This window comes from Lachnospira pectinoschiza (assembly GCF_900103815.1).
In the GTDB taxonomy this organism is placed as follows: Bacteria; Bacillota; Clostridia; order Lachnospirales; family Lachnospiraceae; genus Lachnospira; species Lachnospira pectinoschiza_B.
This window is the reverse complement of sequence record NZ_FNHZ01000005.1, coordinates 68,273-88,321: the sequence shown is the minus strand read 5'-3', so window position 1 is coordinate 88,321 and position 20,049 is coordinate 68,273. Positions and strand designations below refer to the sequence as shown.

14 protein-coding genes are annotated in these 20,049 nt (G+C 36.5%); 5 read left to right on the top strand and 9 right to left on the bottom strand.

Going from position 1 to position 20,049, the window contains the following annotated elements; translation table 11 throughout:
- Positions 1–53: 53 nt before the first annotated feature.
- From BLQ66_RS08630 to BLQ66_RS08600, 7 genes are all read right to left on the bottom strand, one after another.
- The gene (locus BLQ66_RS08630) at positions 54–1,892 is read right to left on the bottom strand and encodes a GGDEF domain-containing protein (RefSeq protein WP_074521802.1); all 1,839 of its coding nucleotides are present in this window, start codon (positions 1,890–1,892) and stop codon (positions 54–56) included.
- A gap of 103 nt (positions 1,893–1,995) precedes the next feature.
- Entirely contained in the window at positions 1,996–2,871 is an 876-nt protein-coding gene (locus BLQ66_RS08625) for a hemolysin family protein (protein ID WP_074521801.1), read from the bottom strand.
- 108 nt (positions 2,872–2,979) lie between these two features.
- The gene (locus BLQ66_RS08620; RefSeq protein ID WP_074521800.1) at positions 2,980–4,620 is read right to left on the bottom strand and encodes a bifunctional ADP-dependent NAD(P)H-hydrate dehydratase/NAD(P)H-hydrate epimerase; all 1,641 of its coding nucleotides are present in this window, start codon (positions 4,618–4,620) and stop codon (positions 2,980–2,982) included.
- Positions 4,610–5,242, bottom strand: a complete 633-nt coding sequence (locus BLQ66_RS08615; protein WP_074521799.1) for a hypothetical protein — start codon at positions 5,240–5,242, stop codon at positions 4,610–4,612. The genes BLQ66_RS08620 and BLQ66_RS08615 overlap by 11 nt, the downstream gene beginning before the upstream one ends.
- A gap of 170 nt (positions 5,243–5,412) precedes the next feature.
- Positions 5,413–6,057: a redox-sensing transcriptional repressor Rex gene (locus BLQ66_RS08610; protein ID WP_027431200.1), complete on the bottom strand. Its 645-nt coding sequence runs from the start codon at positions 6,055–6,057 to the stop codon at positions 5,413–5,415.
- 116 nt (positions 6,058–6,173) lie between these two features.
- Positions 6,174–8,627 carry a homocysteine S-methyltransferase family protein gene (locus BLQ66_RS08605; protein ID WP_074521798.1) on the bottom strand — a complete coding sequence of 818 codons (2,454 nt, stop codon included), beginning with the start codon at positions 8,625–8,627 and terminating at the stop codon, positions 6,174–6,176.
- A 60-nt stretch (positions 8,628–8,687) separates the two neighbouring features.
- Positions 8,688–9,365: a vitamin B12 dependent-methionine synthase activation domain-containing protein gene (locus BLQ66_RS08600; RefSeq protein WP_074521797.1), complete on the bottom strand. Its 678-nt coding sequence runs from the start codon at positions 9,363–9,365 to the stop codon at positions 8,688–8,690.
- 274 nt (positions 9,366–9,639) lie between these two features.
- Here BLQ66_RS08600 and BLQ66_RS08595 point away from each other — a divergent pair, with 274 nt between their 5' ends.
- From BLQ66_RS08595 to recJ, 5 genes are all read left to right on the top strand, one after another.
- Positions 9,640–11,601 (top strand): ABC-F family ATP-binding cassette domain-containing protein, encoded by a 1,962-nt coding sequence (locus tag BLQ66_RS08595; RefSeq protein ID WP_074521796.1) that lies wholly within the window; start codon positions 9,640–9,642, stop codon positions 11,599–11,601.
- Positions 11,602–11,724: 123 nt separating this feature from the next.
- The gene (locus tag BLQ66_RS08590; RefSeq protein WP_027431204.1) at positions 11,725–12,015 is read left to right on the top strand and encodes an HU family DNA-binding protein; all 291 of its coding nucleotides are present in this window, start codon (positions 11,725–11,727) and stop codon (positions 12,013–12,015) included.
- A 484-nt stretch (positions 12,016–12,499) separates the two neighbouring features.
- A complete protein-coding gene (locus BLQ66_RS08585) occupies positions 12,500–12,988 on the top strand; it encodes a CYTH domain-containing protein (protein ID WP_074521795.1) in 489 nt (162 codons plus the stop codon).
- Between the two features lie 11 nt (positions 12,989–12,999).
- Entirely contained in the window at positions 13,000–14,268 is a 1,269-nt protein-coding gene (locus BLQ66_RS08580; protein ID WP_074521794.1) for a chloride channel protein, read from the top strand.
- 56 nt (positions 14,269–14,324) lie between these two features.
- On the top strand, positions 14,325–16,061 hold the full coding sequence (recJ, locus tag BLQ66_RS08575) for a single-stranded-DNA-specific exonuclease RecJ (protein WP_074521793.1): 1,737 nt from the start codon (positions 14,325–14,327) through the stop codon (positions 16,059–16,061).
- A 143-nt stretch (positions 16,062–16,204) separates the two neighbouring features.
- Here the strand turns inward: recJ and BLQ66_RS08570 are convergent, their stop codons facing one another.
- Complete coding sequence (locus tag BLQ66_RS08570) at positions 16,205–18,454, bottom strand: protein translocase subunit SecDF (protein ID WP_074521792.1); 2,250 nt, start codon at positions 18,452–18,454, stop codon at positions 16,205–16,207.
- Between the two features lie 129 nt (positions 18,455–18,583).
- Positions 18,584–19,948 (bottom strand): thioether cross-link-forming SCIFF peptide maturase, encoded by a 1,365-nt coding sequence (gene scfB, locus BLQ66_RS08565; protein WP_074521791.1) that lies wholly within the window; start codon positions 19,946–19,948, stop codon positions 18,584–18,586.
- Between the last annotated feature and the right edge of the window lie 101 nt (positions 19,949–20,049).

Sequence of the window (20,049 nt, the reverse complement as noted above, 5' to 3'; positions counted from 1 at the left end):
TATAAATTTATAAATAATTGTAACAATCACAATAATTGTTGTCAATTACATGCTTATTTCTTGCAGTCATATTCCCCTGCAATATTAGTTAGTCCAAGGACTAACATTCGTAATGTGCAAATATCTGCATTACTCCATTTTCTTCTATTCTCGCCAAAGATATCAAACTGCATCATAGCAACACATTTTCCCTTATCATCTCTTACCTTAGCCTGAATAAAGGAGCAAATGTTATCATCTTTAAACTTGCTTGCTAATTCTGGATGAATCATATAAATAGCCGCTACATTATTAACCACATACATATCGTGCTCATCAAAATGTACACTATACTCAGGGCTATTAATATAGCTTGCTTCATCTAAATCTTTAATATAGTGACCTGAAGAGTAAACCCTCTTTAAGTCATCTCCTACAAAGACTCTGATTCCGTGTAGATTAAGCTTATCTCCAAGCTCCTTTATAATATCCACCATGCAACTTGTGCCTTCTTTACAGGCCTTCATAACAAGCTTTGTAGCTAATTCGTATTTATCTATTGGCTTTAAGAAGTCATTGCCTCTTGCCACCTTTATTGTGTCATTTTTAAGTAAATTGCCATGTTTTGCAATATCATAAATAATAAATCTATCCTTGCCCTTATCCTTAGCAATATAAAGACAGGCATCACTTATCTTAAATAATGTCTCAAAATCTGTGCCATCTACGCCATATCTTGAAATACCAATAGATGTTGAGAAAAGGTAATCAGGATTCTTTTCCTTTAACTCTAGTTTTAATCTAAGTCTCATGCTCTTTAACATGATTCGAAGTTCTTCTTCATCCTTAATATTATCAAGATATACTATAAATTCATCGCCACCAATACGACCTACTAAGCCCTTACCCTCTGCCATATAACTAAGGCGCTTTGCAAAATGCTTAATAACCTCGTCTCCAAAATAGTGACCGTAATTATCATTGACCTGCTTAAAGTTATCAATATCTAAAACAAGCAAGTAAACATTTCTTCCCTGTCCTATCTTCTCTTCCTTTAGCTGGTTAAATCTTTCTATAATCTTATCTGTAACAGTTTTCTTATTAAGCAAGCCTGTGCCTGAATCTCTTCCTGCCTCTGGATTATCCGTCTGACTAATAATAAAGCTGTTGTTATTATTAGCTCTTTCCTGTGTTATAACTCCAAGCACTAAAGGATCTTCTACAGATTCCTTTAAAGTCTGGCCCTTAATAGATATATGCTCCATTCTAACTCCATTAGTCAAAATAGAGCAGTTAAGAGTAATACTAAAATTTTCCATTTCATTTTCAATACACTCACAAAGCATATTGAAATTCTTCATACTCTTCTCATCTATCTGCTTTTTCTCTACAACATACTTCTTCCATTCATCAAAATGTGTTCTAACAATAGGCTGAGCCTTGTGGTTATTATAATAATAAAGTGTAAAAATTCCTGTCTTTAGATTTAAATCAAAGAACTTATTAGGTAGTATATCCATAAAGCTTCTATATTTCTTTACAATATCGAAGTACTTTCTATATTTCTGACATACTAATATAACGTCTTGTAATCTAAAACAGTTAAGGGTGTCATCGCCAACTCTTCTAGTTTCTAACTTAATTAGATGGAGTAAACGATAGCCCCTATCTCTTATCTTACATCTTATAAAAATGTCTTTCTCTTCATTATCATGCTTAACAAATTCTAGAAAATTTGCCCTATCATCGTCATGAACTATCTTATCAAAGCTAAAGAATGAAAATTCTCCTATCATTCGATAAAATCTTTCATCTCCAGTAATGATGTAATTCAATCCATCTAGAGTAAATTCTGCCTCTGCGACTACATTGTAATCACTTTTCTCTACAATATTCTCTTCCTCTGGTCTCATAATAAAACTCCCAACCAAAAATCCCTAATTTCCCCGAAAAACTAACTCGAGTTTATATTGCGGCAATTAAACTTAAATTTAGCTTCTTTTTCTAGTTTCTTGTTTAATCTTCCTCGTCTTTTACTTGAGTTACTAGCACCTTGTCAACCATCTTGTTATTGACATTGTGTATTGTGAAATTGTAATTCCCGCATTTTGCACTAAAGCCTTCATCTTCCTTAGTTGGAATCTTACCAAGTTCAAGAATTAAAAAACCGTTTAGTGTATCTACATCTTCACATAAAAACTCAATTTCAAGTTTATCTTCTACATCCTCTAAGGTTGTCTGACCATCCATTATAAAGGAGCCATCTTCCTTAAGGACTATCTGTTCTTCTTCGTCGTCATATTCATCAAAAATATTACCAACAATTTCCTCTAGTATATCCTCCATTGTGATAATACCTGTTGTCTGGCCATACTCATCAACGACTATAGCCATGTGTGACTTCTTAGCTTTCATCTCTTTAAAAAGTGCGCTAATATTACGTGTCTCAGGGATACAATAAGCTTCAAACATTAAGTCATCTCCAAGTTCATGTAATGTCTTCCCCTTATTCTCTTCTAAGACATACGCTTTTAATAAATCTCTAATATGCAGAATACCAATTACATTATCTATATCTTCATCATAAACTGGATATCTTGAAAAATTTTCCTCCATAACAAAGTTGAAAGCTTGCTCCACTGTAAAGCTGCCATCAATTGCAACTATATTCTTTCTGTGGATCATTACATCTTCTGCTTCTTTTTCCCCAAATTCGAAGATGTTGCCAATCATCTCAGCTTCGCTTTCCTTAATTACACCTTGTTCATGGCTTTCATTAACCATATCCATAATTTCTTCTGAAATATCTTCTTGTCTGTCTTTTCTAGTAATTTTTCTTAATAAACCCATCAAAAAACCTTCGTTTACATCCGAGGGGTGTACATCATTCATATTCTCATATTCCTTTCATTGTGCTTAGCATATAGCTAAATTTTTATATATTATATATATAAATTAAAATATACCATACATTCCAATCCAATGTAAAGCAAACTCTAGCTATCTTTCCTTTAAGGCCTCGTCTACATATTTAATTATATCACCAGATAGCATCATTTCTTCAGATAAATTTTTAGCTGCCATATCTCCTGCCACAGCGTGAATATTTACCCCTGTAATTACAGCAAGTAGGGGGTCCCTAAATTTATAAGAGAAAATGCCAGCAAGAACGCCTGTTAACACATCTCCTGAACCCGCTGTTGCCATGCCATCATTACCTGCCTGATTAATATAGGCTCTTTTAGCATCAGTTACTACAGTTTTTGCATCCTTTAGGCAACAAATCACATGATATTTGCTACTAAATTCCATAGCCACTCCAACAGGGTCAGCCTTAATGTCTTTAACAGCTATTCCTGTTAGTCTCTCCATCTCTTTTAAATGTGGAGTTAGGACTATTCTGCCCTCTAGCCTGTCAGCTGCTGCCCTTAAGCAATCAAATAAATTATCCCTAGCAATAATATTTAGCGCATCTGCATCAATTATTATTGGCTTATTAATTAGCTCTAGGGTGTCCTTGCAAAGCTTTGTTGCTGCCTCATTCATAGATAAACCTGGTCCTAAAACCACTATATCTGCAAAGTCTAGGGCAGCTTTTAAAGTATCTATAGGGCATTCATTTTCATAAACATCAATTAGGCACTCTGGAAGGCTTGTAAGTAGGGCTTCGCGATTGGAAAAATGTGTCAAAGCCTTTACCATACCAAGTCCCATTCTAGCCGCTGTCTTAGCTGAAAGAATAACCGCCCCACCAATTCCACTAGAGCCTGCAATAATTGTGGCCTTGCCATAGCTGCCCTTATTGCCAGCTTTCACTCTACTATCTAGTGTCTTTCTAATTTCCTCTGATTCAGAATCCCTATCTTTAAGAATATTTCCAAAAACCGCTTTGATATTGCCGATTGTCTGAAGACAGCTAAATTCGTTGATTGCCGGTGTTTTGGCGTTTTCCAAGCTTTGGCCCTCTTTTGCCCCACCAATTCTCTTTAGTTTCTGGCTATCATTAAGGCCAATAGGTGTGGAAACTATCTCTCCTGCATAACTTGGGCCCTTGCCACAATAAAGACCGATTTTCTCATAGCCAAAGCAAATGGTCTTATCTGCTTTTATGCAAGTGCCATAAATTTTGGAAGTTGAGGCATCAAGGCCAGATGGAAGGTCAAGGGCTATGACATATGGCTTAGGCTCAGATAATGAATTGATATAGTCAATTAATTCCTTATATTTGCCCTCAATATCTCTTTTTAAGCCCACTCCAAAGAGGCCATCAATAATACAGTCATAATTCTTATTTAAGTTCTTGATTTCCTCTAAATCTTTATAGATTGTAAGGCCTAGGGCCTTTAACATTTCCTGCTGTGTCTCATTTTGCTTAGTAAATTTGCTGCCAAGCAAAAGGATATCTAAATTCGTGTAACCTGCCAAATAAAGCATTCTAGCTACTGCTAGGGCATCTGCCCCGTTATTTCCTGCAGCGGCAGTAATAAAGAATTTATCCTTTTCCTTAAAGTCCTTTATTATTTCATTAAAGGCTGTTTTTGCTGCCTCTTCCATAAGCAAAAGAGAAGGGACCTTTAAAATATCTATCGTATATTTATCGATAGCTGCTGCCTGATTACTATCAATTAGTTCAATCTTCATTTTTCCTGTCTCCCATTATTTTAAAGTCGCCATTTAACTTATCTAGTTCGTTACTAAAGTCCGGGCCAAAGATATCGTGCATATAGGTATACATTTTCTCATTAGCCTCTTCCTTATCCTGTCTTATAACGATGTTTTTCTTTAACTTGATTCTTGTTTGATCTATTAGTTTAGACAAAAGCTCAATATCCTCTGCGTTGTTATTAAGCCTTTCATAGACCACCTTTAGCGTTTCCGCAATTAAGTGCTTGTTAGCATTGGCAAGCTCCTTTGGAAAATCTAGGGTCTCATCTTCAAGCTTAGCAATCTTATCCTTTGCCTCTTGAATTAGACGCTGATTTTGCTCCATCTTCTTTTTCTTGGCCTCACTATTATCATCATCCTCCATGGCCTCAACCACTTCCTGGATTAGCTGATTTTTAATCTTTTTGACCTCTTTTATATCATTGTGAGCTTGTCCTTGTTGCTTTAATAATTCATTAACTTCTTTTTCCCAGTAATTAATCTCGTCTGTTTTATATTTTGCAGGTATTAATTTGTACCATCTCTCATCTAAAGTAAGGATGGGAACTCCTGCAATTCCCTCTAAATCCTTGATCTTCTCATACGAAAAATTTGTCATTCATATCCCCCCAAAAATAACTAAGATTATTTATATTTTAATTATCTTACATTCTAAAAAAGAAAACAAGGAAATTAATATAAAATAAAAAGAACCTAGATTATAGTTTTGGCTTTTAAAAGCCTGTCCTAGCTCTAGGTTCTTAATAGTTTCTCTTTAATTAATAGCTCTTAGTGTTTCTCTTGATTAGCTATTGCATAAGAAAGTCTCATTAAACTTTCTGATAAATGAACGTTCTCAACAATAACGTCCTTTGGAAGATTTAAATCCACTGGTGCAAAGTTCCAAATTGCCTTAATTCCCGCCTCAACAACGATATTAGCAACTTCCTTAGCAGCTACCTTAGGTAGTGTAAGAGCTACGATTTCAATATTGTTGTCCTTAATAAACTGGGCAATTCCCTCAGAGTTATAAACCTTAACTCCTGCAACTTCTTTTCCAGCAACTTCAGGGTTATTATCAAATAAGCCCTTGATTACAAATCCACGCTTAGAAAAGTCTGAATAATTACAAATAGCGCGACCAATATTACCAGCACCAACTACAATCATGTTATGTGGTTCGTCTACGCCTAAAATCTTACCAATCTTGTCATAAAGATACTTAACATTATAACCGTATCCCTGCTGGCCAAAGCCACCAAAATTATTAAGATCTTGTCGAATCTGAGAAGCTGTTACCTTCATCTTCTCACTTAATTCTTTAGAAGAAATGCGCTGTACATCATTCTCAACCAGCTCACCAAGATATCTATAATACCTTGGCAGTCTTCTAATAACAACCGCCGATATCTTCTTTTCTTCTTTCTCTTCCATATCCTTACTCCATTCTTACTTCTATATAAATCATCAAGTACTAAACTTGCGATGTATTTGTGCTCCTTGCATTATATACTAATGTTAAAAAAATGTCAAAATACATTTATCACAATTTAACCGAGCACTCTTTTAGCAATATCCACAGACTCCTTAGCATCGGCTGCATAAAAATCTGCATCTATTTCTTTTGCATATTCTGAGGTCAATACAGCACCACCTACCATGACCTTACAATCAAGATTATTTTCACGAATAAGCTGAATTGTTTCCTTCATAGAAACAAGGGTTGTAGTCATAAGCGCTGATAGACCGCAAAGGTGAACATCATTATCTCTAATGGCGTTAACAACATCCTCGTATGGCACATCCTTACCTAAATCAATAACCTCGTAGCCATAGTTTTCAAGTAAGACCTTAACAATATTTTTTCCAATATCATGAACATCGCCCTTAACTGTAGCAATGACAATCTTTCCCTTTGAAACTGTCTCATCACTATCTTTATTAAGGGTTTCCTTAATTACATCAAAGGCCTCAGATGCTACTGAAGCTGCCATAATTAACTGTGGAAGGAAAAGAGTTCCTTTTTCAAATTCCACACCAATCTCATCAAGGGCTGGTATTAAGGACTTATTTACAATGTCCATGGAATCCATCTTAGTTAGTAACTCTCTTGTTACTGCGGCGCCTTCACTTTTAAGACCCTTCTTTACAGCATAAGCTAAATCTGAAAGCTCGTAATTTCCCTTCTTTTCCTGAAGGTTAATATTAGTGCTTGCGCTTGGATTATTTCCTGCTGTCTTTGCTTCTGATACAGGAACTATCTTGGTTTGAGGCATATTTGCATAGGCTGCCACATAATCTACTGAGTTCTCATCAAAGCAAGCAAGTACCTTAAAGGCTCTAATTGCTCCCATCATCTCAGGAAGGTTTGGATTAATAATACATAAATCTAGACCTGCCTGAAGAGCCATGGTTAAGAAAATGTGATTAACTAATACACGATTTGGCAAACCAAAGGAAATATTAGAAACACCAAGAATTGTCTTAAGTCCTAGCTCATTCTTAACTGTTTGTAGGGCTTTAAGAGTTTCTCTTGCCCCTTCCTGTTCTGCTGAAACTGTTAAAGTAAGGCAATCAATGTAAATATCCTTCTTATCAATTCCAATGCTTGTAGCTCTATCTAAAATCTTTTTTGCAATCTTTACTCTATCCTCGCCCTTCTTTGGAATTCCATCTTCATCAAGGGCTAGACCAATTACTGCGGCACCGTATTTCTTACAGATTGGCAATATATTTTTTAAGGACTCCTCTTCACCATTGACAGAGTTTACTAGGGCTCTACCGTTGTAAACTCGAAGGGCAGCCTCTAAAACTAAAGGATCTGTGGAATCAATCTGGAGAGGCACATCAACCACTGACTGTAGAGCTTTAATTGTGTCCACCATCATCTCCACTTCATCAATACCTGGCACGCCAACATTTACATCTAAAATGTCAGCACCGGCGCTAGTTTGCTCTAGAGCTTGACCTAAAATGTAGTCCATATCTCTATCTTTAAGGGCCTGCTGGAACTTCTTCTTACCTGTAGGGTTAATTCGCTCACCTACGGCTCTTGGCTCATTTACCACGCAAGTCTTAGTGGCTGAACAAATAGCTGCAGGAACCTCAACAGGCTCTGCCTTAATGTTGCCATTTTCCTTAAGCATCTTACTAAGTTCTTCTATAAATTCAGGATTAGTTCCGCAACAGCCTCCATAAATCTTAATGCCATACTTTCTTAAATCTTTCATAAGAAGGGCAAAATCCTTAGCTGTAACATTATAAAGGTTTGTCTTTGGGTCTGGAAGGCCTGCATTAGGCTTTAAAACTAGCGGAGCGTTAGTCCATTTTCTAAGTTCCTTAATAACTGGCTCTAATTCCTTTGGACCAAGGGAGCAGTTAATTCCAAGGGCATCCACATCAAGGCCTGAAATTGTAAGGCCAAAAGCTGAAATGCTACAACCTGTAAAGGTACGTAAATTTTGTTCAAAAGTCATGGTTGTAAGAATTGGCAAATCTGAGTTTTCCCTTGCTGCAAGCACCGCTGCCTTAAGGTCAAGCAAATCTGTCATGGTCTCAAATACCACCAAATCTGCCCCTGCTGCAGCCCCTGCCTTTACGCATCTAGCATACATGTCATAAGCTGCCTCAAAGGAAAGCACCCCTGTTGGCTCAAGCAGGATTCCTATTGGGCCTAAATCAAGGGCAACTAAACCCTCTGGTTTTACCTTATCTCTTGCCTTAATTGCAAGCTTAATACCTGCAGTTACAAGCTCTTCCACGGAATGGCCGCACTCCTCGAGCTTATATTCATTTCCACCAAATGTATTGGCATAGACAATATCTGAACCGGCAAAAAAATATTTTTCATGAATTGACTCTATTAATTCAGGATTAGTGATATTAAGCATTTCCGGTGTTTCCCCCACCTTCATGCCTGCTGCCTGAAGCATAGTTCCCATGGCGCCATCAAGTAGCACATAGTCCTTTTTTAAGAGTTCCTTAAACTTTTCCTTCTTAGTCATTTTTTACTCCTCATTTTTTACAATACACATTTACTTTATTACTTGTTTTAAGAATACTGCCTAATAGCAGTGATTTCCTGATTTTAAAATGTTACAATTTCCCATCAAATTGCAATCTGCGCAGTTTCTATTAGCCTTTTTAATTTCCTCTTTGCTAAGGCCAATAATTGCGGTTACTGACTTTGTAGGAATCATCATGTGGGAATTCCCAACAGTTATTCCTATCTTTTTTGTGGCATCAAGAACCTTCACGAAATCTTTTTGATGACTTAGAGGCAAGTCGCCATAACCTATGCCAAATCTAAAGGTCATCTTATATTCCTTAAATTCTTCCCTAATAATATCCTCAACCTTATTACAAACCTGCTCAATGGCGGCGCTTGAAAATGCGTCAAAAACCACTGATTTAGCCAGATTTGTGTGGGATAGAATTCTTATGTTTCTATCAATGCCCTCACCTATGGTAACTGCCATGGCTACAGCCTTTTCGCAGTTTGCAAGGTGATTTTTTATAGAATTACCCTTTAGGGTAAGGTTTGTATTTGAAAATGTAATGCCCTCGCTAGTTTCACTAAAGTCAAAGACTTTATAGATATATCTGGGACTTGCTAGCTTTCTAACCTCTTCCTCGCACTCATCAATCATAGCAAGAAGCGTGTCGTCTATCTTGGTGTTACGGTAGCCAAGGTAGCGGAGGGCTTCGGATTTGTCGATTTTATCTAAGATTATGTTTTTCATAGTTTATCCTCATAATTTGTTTAGATAATTTCTTTACGAAATTGTAAGTAGTATTCGCTTTGCGAATATGTTTAAAGTTGAAACGCAATCATAGATTGCGCACACTTGGGGAACCGTCGCGCATTAGAATTCGCTTCGCGAATCAGCGCGCGGCTACATTGTAATCGCCGTGCGATTACAACACCAATTGCAATTTTACTTTTTTCTATTTATAATCGTCAAGTAAATATAAACGATTATAAGAATTTTTTATTAGGATATTTTGGAGGTTTTGATGATACTTTCAGTGAACAATCTAAGCAAGTCTTTTGCTACAGATGTGATTATAAAGGACTGTACTTTTAATATAGAGGATCATGAGAAGGCTGCCATCATTGGTATTAATGGTGCTGGTAAGTCTACTTTACTTAAGATGATCGTTGGCGAGGAGCCTCTTGATAGTGGTTTAGTTACTCTATCAAAGGGCAAGACACTTGCTTACCTTGCTCAGCAGCAGGAACTTAATTCGGGTAAAAGTATATATGATGAATTACTTGAGGTTAAGCAGTATGTCATTGATATGGAAACTGAGCTTCGTGACATTGAATCAAGAATGGGAAGCACTAAGGGCGAGGAACTTGACGCCCTACTTAATAAATATAATAGCTTAAATCAGAAGTTTGAAATGGCCAATGGTTATGCCTACAAGTCAGAAATCGTGGGTGTTTTAAAGGGTTTAGGTTTTAGTGAAGAAGACTTTAGTTTAAATGTAAATACTCTATCCGGTGGTCAAAAAACTAGAGTTGCCCTTGGTAAAATTCTTCTTTCAAGTCCAGATATTATCTTACTTGATGAGCCTACTAACCACTTGGATATGGAGTCTATTGCATGGCTTGAAAATTACCTACTTAACTACAATGGTGCTGTAGTTTTAGTTTCTCATGATAGATATTTCCTTGATAAGATTGTATCTAAGGTTATTGAGATAGACCAGGGAAATGTGACTACATTTTCAGGAAACTATACAGATTACGCAGCAAAAAAGGCGGTCCTTCGTAACATGAAGTTAAAGGAATACCTAAATCAGCAGCGTGACATCAAGCATCAAGAGGCGGTTATTACTAAGCTTAAGCAGTTTAACCGTGAGAAATCCATTAAGAGAGCGGAATCTCGTGAGAAAATGCTTGATAAAATGGAGGTCATCGATAAACCAACAGAAATCGATGACAAGATGAAGATTAAGCTAGAGCCTGAGGTTATTAGTGGTAATGACGTACTTACAATTGAAGGCCTAACTAAGTCTTTTGATGATGTAACTTTATTTAAAGACCTTAACTTAGAGATTAAGAGAGGCGAGCGCGTGGCACTTATTGGTAACAACGGTACTGGTAAGACTACTATTCTTCGTCTTATAAATGGCCTTATACCGGCAGATTCAGGCACAATCATGCTTGGTTCAAAGGTAGAAATTGGTTATTACGATCAGGAACACCACGTCCTTGACCCTGATAAGACACTTTTTGAAGAAATTAGTGATGCTTATCCGGACCTTAATAACACTAAGATTCGTAACACCCTTGCTGCTTTCCTCTTTACAGGAGACGACGTATTTAAGTATATTCGTGACTTATCTGGTGGTGAGAGAGGACGAGTTTCCCTTGCAAAGCTTATGCTTTCAAATGCTAACCTACTTATCCTTGATGAGCCTACTAACCATTTGGACATTGTATCTAAGGAGATCCTTGAAAATGCCCTAAATAGCTACACTGGAACAGTCCTCTACGTTTCTCATGATAGATATTTTATAAATACTACTGCTACAAGAATCGTGGAACTTACTAATAAAACTACCGTTAATTACATTGGTAATTACGATTATTACCTAGAAAAGAAGGACATTTTAACAGCTGCCGCAGTGGATGAGGCCTTAAAAAATGACCCTAGTCTTCTAGATAGCCCTAAACAAGCGACAGTTACTGCATCCACTAGTAATTCAAACACTAATTCTAAGGAAGAATGGAAACTTTCAAGAGAAGAGCAAAATCGTCTTAAAAAAGCTAAGAATGAGCTCAAAAAAGTGGAGGCAAAAATCGAAGAATTAGAGGAAAAAATAAAAAAATTAGACGAAGAGTACGCAGATCCTAGCATTGCAAGTAACACTGCTAGATTGATGGAGATACATAAGGAGAAATCCAGTGTTGAAGCGGATTTGAACGACCTCTATGAAAAGTGGGAAACCCTTTCTGAGAGTATATAATTCTCAATAAATCCCATAAAATCGGCATTTTTCAAGTTAAAAATGTTGACAAGATAAAAAAATCGTAGTATAAATGATTTATAATTATTAAAACTTAATAATCTTAAGGAGGAAATAGTTTTTATGAACAAGACAGAATTAGTTGCTGCTATCGCAGAAAAGGCTGAACTTTCAAAGAAGGATTCAGAGAAGGCTCTTAAGGCTTTTGTTGAAACAGTATCTGAAGAACTTAAGAAGGGTGAGAAGATCCAGTTAGTTGGTTTCGGTACTTTCGAAGTTGTTGAAAGAGCTGCTAGAACAGGTAAGAATCCTCAGACAGGTAAGTCTATTAAGATTCCTGCTTCTAAGGCACCTAAGTTCAAGGCTGGTAAGGGCTTAAAGGAAACAGTTAACGCTGGCAAGAAGAAGAAGTAATTCACCTTTTGCAGACACTAATTGTTTACGAACAATGTAAGGAAAAGACTACATTCATTGCGAATGTAGTCTTTTTTTTGCTATTTTTTAGTACTTTTTAGTTTCCATTTTCTTTCTAGAATTTATATTTAGTTTATACTCTTTCATACTTTCTTCAGCTCTTTGTCAAATCACGTTCACAAAATCACGATATTATATTTTCAGAGTTAAGGAAGAAGTTAATAACTCTCCCTAATACATTAACTTCTTATGCATAACTTAACTCAAAATCTTTTTCATAAATTAACGGCTAACCTTCCTCCCATTACGAGGTTAGTCTGGCGGATTACATTTCCCTAATGTGTGATCCCCTCCCTCATTAAATTTTTTTATAAATGTAAAAAGTAGAACCCCGACGGGTTCTTCTTTTTTTGCCCTAAATTTGAAAAATCCCTGTATATATGTTAAATTAAGATGTATTGTATACAAAAATTCGAGGTGTAATATGGGTGTAGAAATTGAACGTAAATTTTTAGTATCAGGAATTCCTGAGAATCTAACTAAATACAAGTGTCGACAGATTGAACAGGGCTATTTAAATACTAACCCCGTTGTTCGTGTACGACAGGATAATGATGAATTTTACCTAACCTACAAGGGCAAGGGTAAGATGAATAGAGAAGAATATAACCTTCCCTTAAATGAAGAAGCTTATAAGAATCTAATTAAGAAGGCTGATGGTAACATTATTACTAAGAAGCGCTATGAAATCCCTGATGGAAAGGGTTATACTATTGAGCTTGATATATTTGAGGGTAAATTTGACGGCGTAGTTTTAGCAGAAGTGGAATTTCCTAATTTAGAGGAATGCAACTCCTATACTGCTCCAGATTGGTTTATTAAAGACGTCACTAATGATAAGAACTATCATAACAGCCGCATGAGTGTTATGACAGAAAAAGATATTAAGAAATTAATTAATGTTAGTTTATAAGGGAGAGTAAAATGGACTTATCACGAGAATCAATTCAAGAGACCATGCAAAGGTTTAAAAATGCAACACTTACGCTTATTAAATGGCTACTTTGTGCCAGCTTTAGCGGTATAACCATTGGTTTTATTGGATCGGTTTTCAACCTTCTTTTAGGAAAGGTCACTAATATTAGAATAGCAAATCCTAATCTTTTATTTTTGCTACCAATTGGTGGTTTAGTTATCATTTTCTTATATAGAATCGTTGGCGAGGGCGGAAATAAGGGTACAAACCTTGTTATTACTGCCATTCAGTCAAACGAGGAGGTGCCTGCAAAGGTTGCTCCCCTAATTATTATTTCAACTTTAATCACTCACCTATTTGGTGGTTCTGCAGGTAGAGAGGGGGCTGCCCTTCAGGTCGGCGCTTCTCTTGGAAATTTCCTTGGAAAGGCTTTTAAATTTGATGATAAAGATAGACGTATCATGATTATGTGTGGCATGAGCGCATGTTTCTCAGCTCTTTTTGGTACACCTATTGCCTCTGCAATATTTTCCATGGAAGTTATTAGTGTAGGTATTATGTACTATGCAGCCCTTGTGCCATGCGTAGTTGCAGCACTTATTGCTCAAAAAATTGCCTCACTATTTAAAATTGCAGGTACTGCCTTTACCGTAGATGAGCTTGTTTCTTTTAATGCCTTAAACGGCACTAAATTCGTTATTTTAGCTATATGCTTTGCTCTAGCAAGTATTCTTTTATGCTTGTGCTTACACGGGGCTAATAAACTTTATAGCAAATACATTCCAAACCAGTATATTCGTGTCTTTGTGGCAGGTTTACTTGTTATCGCCCTTAGATACATTTTCAATACAACTAGCTTTCTTGGCGCTGGCGCAGACGTTATTGCTAACAGCTTTGTAGATTCGGCCGCTTGGTACGTTTTCCTTTTGAAAATTCTTTTCACAGCCGTAACTCTTGGCGGTGGCTTTAAGGGTGGTGAAATCGTGCCTACTTTATTTGTTGGTGCTACTCTTGGTAGTTTCCTTGCTCCACTCTTTGGGCTTCCAGTGGCACTTTGCGCAGCTTGTGGCATGGTTTCAGTATTCTGTGGTGTAACTAACTGCCCTATTACATCTCTTATTCTTGCAATCGAGATGTTTGGTGCTGGCTCTATGAAGTATTGTATTCTTTGTATTGCCTTTAGCTACTTGCTTTCAGGCTATTACAGTCTTTATAGCACACAGAAGATTATGTATTCAAAGTATAAAACTGAGTTTGTAAATAAGAATACACACTAACTAAATTAAATTTTGTCGAATTAAGTTGAACAAACTTCAGAAATCGAGGTTAAAATATGAGCATTTGGAGGGTTTTTGGAAAGAAAGCCAACTTTAATGAAATAGCTAATAAATATAGCATTGATCAGGTTACCGCTAGAATTATCAGGAATCGAAACATGATTAGTGACGAGGATTTTAACATGTATCTACGTCCTGATTTATCTAGATTACACGATCCATTTTCCATGAAGGATATAACTAAGGCTTGCGATATCCTTTTGGATAAAATTGATAATAAAAAGTCTATTCGAATCATTGGCGACTACGATATCGACGGCATCTGCTCTATTACTATTCTTTATAAGGGTCTTAAAAGAGCAGGGGCGATTGTGGATTACGTAGTGCCTCATAGAATTCATGATGGTTACGGAATTAATGAGAGGCTTATTGATGAGGCTTACGAAGATGGCATTGACACTATCATTACTTGTGATAACGGTATTGCTGCCCTCGAGCAAGTTAAGCACGCTAAAAGCCTTGGTATGACAATAATTATTACAGATCACCACGACATTCCTTTTGAGATGCAGGGTGAAGAGAAAATCTATACAATTCCTGAGGCGGATGCCTGCGTTAATCCAAAGCAGGCAGATTGTCCTTATCCCTTTAAGGGTTTGTGCGGCGCTGTAGTGGCATATAAGCTCATACAGGTGCTTTACGCTAAAATTAACGCAATAGATAAAGGTAAATATAAAGCCCTTTATAGCCGTGATTTGGACGATTTCCTAGAGTTTGCTGCTATTGCAACCGTGGGGGATGTTATGGATTTAATTAACGAGAACAGAGTTATAGTTAAATACGGCCTTGCCCACATAGCAAATACGCCAAATCTTGGCTTATCTGCCCTTATAGAGCTTTGCGAGCTAGATAAGTCTCACATTAGTTCTTATCACATAGGCTTTGTTATTGGCCCTTGTCTTAACGCTTCCGGCCGCTTAGAGAGTGCAGAGCTTGCTATAAAAATGTTACTCTCCACAAGCGAAAACGAAGCTAAGGAACTTGCAAAAGAGCTTAAGTCTCTTAATGATGAACGTAAGGATTTAACTGATTCAGAGGCTTCTAAGGCCTTTGAGATGGTGGATAATACAAGTTTAAAGGACGATAAGGTTTTAGTCGTTTATCTTGAAAATTGCCACGAATCCATTGCAGGTATTATTGCCGGTAGAGTGCGTGAGCGCTACTATAAGCCATCTATCGTCATCACTAAATCAGAAGACGGCTTAAAGGGTTCTGGCCGCTCAATTGAGGGCTATAACATGTTTGAAGAGATATCTAAGGTAAAGTCACTTCTTACTAAATTTGGTGGTCATCCAATGGCTGCAGGTCTTTCCTTAAAAGAGGAAAATCTAGAGGAATTTAGAGCTGCCTTAAATAGAGAACAGACACTAACCCAGGATGATTTAACTCCTAAGATTTGGATTGATGTTGCCATGCCTGTGGACTATGTAACTATGGAGCTTGTAAAAGAATTTGAGATTCTAGAGCCCTTTGGTAAAGGCAATGAAAAGCCTGTATTTGCAGACAGAAACCTAAAGGTAATTAGAGCTAATCTTATTGGTAAGAATAAAAATGTACTTAAGATGCAGCTTCAGTCTGCCTACGGAAAAATCATTGAAGCTATTAAATTTAAGGTGGAAGAAGATGAACTTCCTGCCATCGGAAGTGTTATTAAGATTATTTACTACCCGGATATCAATGAATTTAGAGGAAATAAGAGTTTACAGTTTATTGTAAATGAAATAGATTATTAAAATAGATTATTAATTTCGCATGTGTAATTAGCGAATGCGTAAAGTAAGAAATTTAAAAGGCTTATGAAAATCTAAGATTTTCATAAGCCTTTATTTTATTTATATCTCATTGTTGTTTAATTTAATGATTTGCTCTATCTAAGTTAAACCTGAGCGCCGTCTTCAAAGACCTTCTTCTTGTCTTCTTTCTTAACTTCGTTAACAACGCCTCTCTTCTTACCACCCATGATATACCAAAGAGCTGATGTGATAAGAACAGATGAGAATGTACCAGCTAAGATACCAGCGATAAGTGGCATTGCGAATTCCTTAACTGATGAAACACCTAAAATTGCTAAGCAAACTAACATAATAAGTGTTGTAATTGTTGTATTTAATGTTCTTGTAAATGTATATGTAATTGATGAATTTACAAGCTCTGTAATATCTGTCTTTGAATTAGCTGTCTTTAATTGTTCTCTAATTCTATCAAAGATAATGATAGTACCGTTGATTGAGTAACCAACGATTGTAAGCATACAAGCAATAAATGTTGTACCTACTGTAATTCTTGTGAATGCATAGAATGCTAAAACTACTAATACATCATGAACTAAGGCAATAACAGCTGCAAGAGCAAACTTAAGATCCTTAAATCTGATGAAAATGTAAATTAACATAAATACTGTAGCAAGTACAACTGAAAGAATAGCATTTCTTCTCATTGTAGAACTTACTGAACCTGTAATTGAATTAGATTCAACTGTTGAACCATCTTCAATTGGGAAGCTAGCAACTACTGCTTCTTCCATAGCTTCTCTCTGTTCCTGAGTAAGAGCTGTTGTCTTGAAGGCAACTGCTGTAGAATCCTGTGTCTTCTGCTGCTGAACTTCTGTAACTCCTGTTGCATCCTTAATTACTGGAATAATATCTGACTCAATTGTTTCTGTGTCGTATTCCTGTGCAAATTCAAATGTTGTTGTAGTACCACCAACGAACTCTAATGAGTAGTTGAAAGCACCATCGCCCATTCCTGAACGAACACCCATGCATACAAAGCCTGCAACGATTACTACTATAGCAATGATGAAAGCCTTAACTCTAAAGCCTAAGAAGTTAACTGTCTTCTTATGAACTGTCTTACCATATAATACTGGGCTCTTGCAACCGAAGTTGTAAAGAAGCTTCATAATAACCTTAGTAATTACAAGTGATGTAAATACTGAAACGATATTAGAAATCATAAGTGTTGTAGCGAAGCCCTTAACTGAACCTGTACCAAAGATGTAAAGAACGATACCAGCAATTAATGTTGTAACGTTACCATCAATGATAGCTGAAGCAGCCTTGCTATAACCTGAAAGAATTGAATTCTCAACAGACTTACCTGCTGCGATTTCTTCTCTAATACGTGTATAAATAATTACGTTACCATCAACGGCCATACCAATACCTAAGATGATACCGGCAATACCTGGTAATGTAAGTGTTAAGTCGTAAACGCTTAATAAGAATAATACTAATGTTGTATAAATTGAAAGTGTAAGTGTTGCAACAACACCTGGTAATCTATAGATTACGATCATGAAGATACAAAGTATAACTAAACCGATTACTGCTGCTACCATACTTGACTTAATTGCACTTGCACCAAGCTGTGGGCTAACAATTGAAGATGAAACTTCTTCAAGAGTTACAGGAACTGAACCAACTCTAATATAAGTTGCTAAGTTTTCTGCTGTATCATAGCTTTCAATACCATTAATTACTGCAGTTCCACCTGAGATTGCTGAGCTAACTGTTGGAGCTGAAACAACTTCGCCATCGAATAAGATGTAAATGTAGCTGCCAACATTTTCAGAAGTTGCATTATAGAACTTTTCAGCACCTTCATCTGTAAATGTTAACTGAACACCATAAGGTGTAGATGAATCTGTATCTGTTGTATCTGTGTATGCCTGAGCATTCTCAACATCATTACCTGTAAGTAATGTCTCATATTCACTACCCTGTGTAAATAATGAGTAGTTATCTGAGTCTAAGAATTCCAATGAACCTGGAGTACCAAGTGCTGCAAGAATTTCATTTGCATCCTCTTCAGAGTTCTCACCTGTTGGAATTTCAACTGTTACTCTGTCATCGCCTTCACGATAAACATTAGATTCTGTAGAGTAGCTTTCTGCTCTCTGCTGTAACTTATAAATAGTATCTTCTACATCCTGAGTTGTATAATCCTCATCCTGTATCTCGTATGTGATACTAACACCACCAGCAAGGTCAAGACCTAGACTGATATCTTCTACGCTTCCGTAGCCTTTTCCGTTCATACCAAATATTGCTGTTAAAATTAAACCTACAAGCAATACTAGTACGATAGCACTGTAACATATCTTTTTAGCTAATCCGTATTTCATGTTACATTCTCTCCCTTCAACATAAATAATTTCTTATTACAAAAAATGTCCCAAATTCGCGGTGAAACATTTATAAGAAATAAAGTGAAATATGCTAAAGATTAAAATCTCTAGCCAAAATGGTGATGATTAATTGTTCTCATCTGCCATTGCTGCACGAATCATAATCGCGCACTCAACTCTCTTTCTTTCGAGTTCACATCCAACATCGTAAGCATCATTGATGTTACCGTGGAAGTTATATGAATTGGCAGCACAACCGCCACTGCAATAGAATCTAGCGAAACAATTCTTACACTTTTCCTTAGTGTAAACGTTGCTAGCCTTAAACATCTTTCTAATTTCAGGCTTTGTAATACCTTCGTCAACGTTACCCATAATGAAATCTTCATTACCTACGAACTGATGACAAGGATATAAATCACCCCAAGGTGTTACTGCTAAATATTCACATCCTGAACCACATCCAGAAAGTCTCTTAGCTACACAAGGACCGCCCTGTAAATCGATCATGAAGTGGAAGAAGTTAAAGCCTTTTCCTGCCTTCTTTCTCTTAACGATCTCTGCAGCTAAAATATCATATTGTTCTTTAAGAGTATCAAGATCCTCTTCTCTAATTGCATAGTCATCTGTTGGCTGAGCAACTACTGGCTCAACAGAAATCTGCTCGAATCCTTCATCTGCAAAATGTAAAACATCCTTTGAGAAGTCAAGATTGAAATGAGTAAATGTACCACGAATGTAGTAATTCATCTGATTTCTGCTTTCTGCAAGCTTCTTAAACTTAGGCATAATGATATCGTATGAGCTTCTTCCGCTTGAACGAACAGGTCTCATCATATCGTTGATTTCCTTACGTCCATCACAACTTAATACGACATTACTCATTTCCTTATTAGCAAATTCCATAATCTCGTCGTTAAGTAAGATACCATTAGTTGTTAATGTAAATCTAAACTTCTTGTTGTTAGCCTCTTCAAGAGAACGGCCATAAGCAACAAGCTGCTTAACTACTTCAAAATTCATTGTAGGTTCGCCACCAAAAAAGTCAACCTCTAAGTTTCTTCTGCTGCCTGAGTTAGCAACTAAGAAATCAAGTGCCTTCTTACCAACTTCAAAGCTCATCATAGCTCTTCTACCATGATATTCACCTTCATCGGCGAAGCAATACTTACAACCTAAGTTACAATCATGTGCAATGTGAAGACAAAGTGCCTTTACAACTGTAGGTCTATCTGCAAATGAGTCAATATATGGCTCATAAATATCCTCTGTAAATAACTGTCCTGCTTCCTTTAGTTCTGTTATTTCAGCATAGCATTCTTCTACGTCTTCCTTAGAATATTTGCCATCAAACTGACAGACTACTTCTTCTACTGTGTGTCCTTCATAAGCAGCTATAATATCGTATACCATATCATCAACTACATGAACAGAACCACTGTTAACATCTAATACGATGTTATATCCATTATTCTTATACTGATGTACCATTATTAAATTACCTCTTCTAACTTGTGCATCCTATTAATACACTTCCAAACTTACTTTTTCATTTTTATTAACCAAAAGAAATCCGCAAAAATAAGAGAGTG

What these genes read in the sequence shown, in the direction of transcription:
- BLQ66_RS08630 (WP_074521802.1), bottom strand. Translation starts at nt 1,892, where the DNA reads ATGAGACCAGAGGAAGAGAATATTGTAGAGAAAAGTGATTACAATGTA.
- BLQ66_RS08625 (WP_074521801.1), bottom strand. Translation starts at nt 2,871, where the DNA reads ATGAATGATGTACACCCCTCGGATGTAAACGAAGGTTTTTTGATGGGT.
- BLQ66_RS08620 (WP_074521800.1), bottom strand. Translation starts at nt 4,620, where the DNA reads ATGAAGATTGAACTAATTGATAGTAATCAGGCAGCAGCTATCGATAAA.
- BLQ66_RS08615 (WP_074521799.1), bottom strand. Translation starts at nt 5,242, where the DNA reads ATGACAAATTTTTCGTATGAGAAGATCAAGGATTTAGAGGGAATTGCA.
- BLQ66_RS08610 (WP_027431200.1), bottom strand. Translation starts at nt 6,057, where the DNA reads ATGGAAGAGAAAGAAGAAAAGAAGATATCGGCGGTTGTTATTAGAAGA.
- BLQ66_RS08605 (WP_074521798.1), bottom strand. Translation starts at nt 8,627, where the DNA reads ATGACTAAGAAGGAAAAGTTTAAGGAACTCTTAAAAAAGGACTATGTG.
- BLQ66_RS08600 (WP_074521797.1), bottom strand. Translation starts at nt 9,365, where the DNA reads ATGAAAAACATAATCTTAGATAAAATCGACAAATCCGAAGCCCTCCGC.
- BLQ66_RS08595 (WP_074521796.1), top strand. Translation starts at nt 9,640, where the DNA reads ATGATACTTTCAGTGAACAATCTAAGCAAGTCTTTTGCTACAGATGTG.
- BLQ66_RS08590 (WP_027431204.1), top strand. Translation starts at nt 11,725, where the DNA reads ATGAACAAGACAGAATTAGTTGCTGCTATCGCAGAAAAGGCTGAACTT.
- BLQ66_RS08585 (WP_074521795.1), top strand. Translation starts at nt 12,500, where the DNA reads ATGGGTGTAGAAATTGAACGTAAATTTTTAGTATCAGGAATTCCTGAG.
- BLQ66_RS08580 (WP_074521794.1), top strand. Translation starts at nt 13,000, where the DNA reads ATGGACTTATCACGAGAATCAATTCAAGAGACCATGCAAAGGTTTAAA.
- recJ (WP_074521793.1), top strand. Translation starts at nt 14,325, where the DNA reads ATGAGCATTTGGAGGGTTTTTGGAAAGAAAGCCAACTTTAATGAAATA.
- BLQ66_RS08570 (WP_074521792.1), bottom strand. Translation starts at nt 18,454, where the DNA reads ATGAAATACGGATTAGCTAAAAAGATATGTTACAGTGCTATCGTACTA.
- scfB (WP_074521791.1), bottom strand. Translation starts at nt 19,948, where the DNA reads ATGGTACATCAGTATAAGAATAATGGATATAACATCGTATTAGATGTT.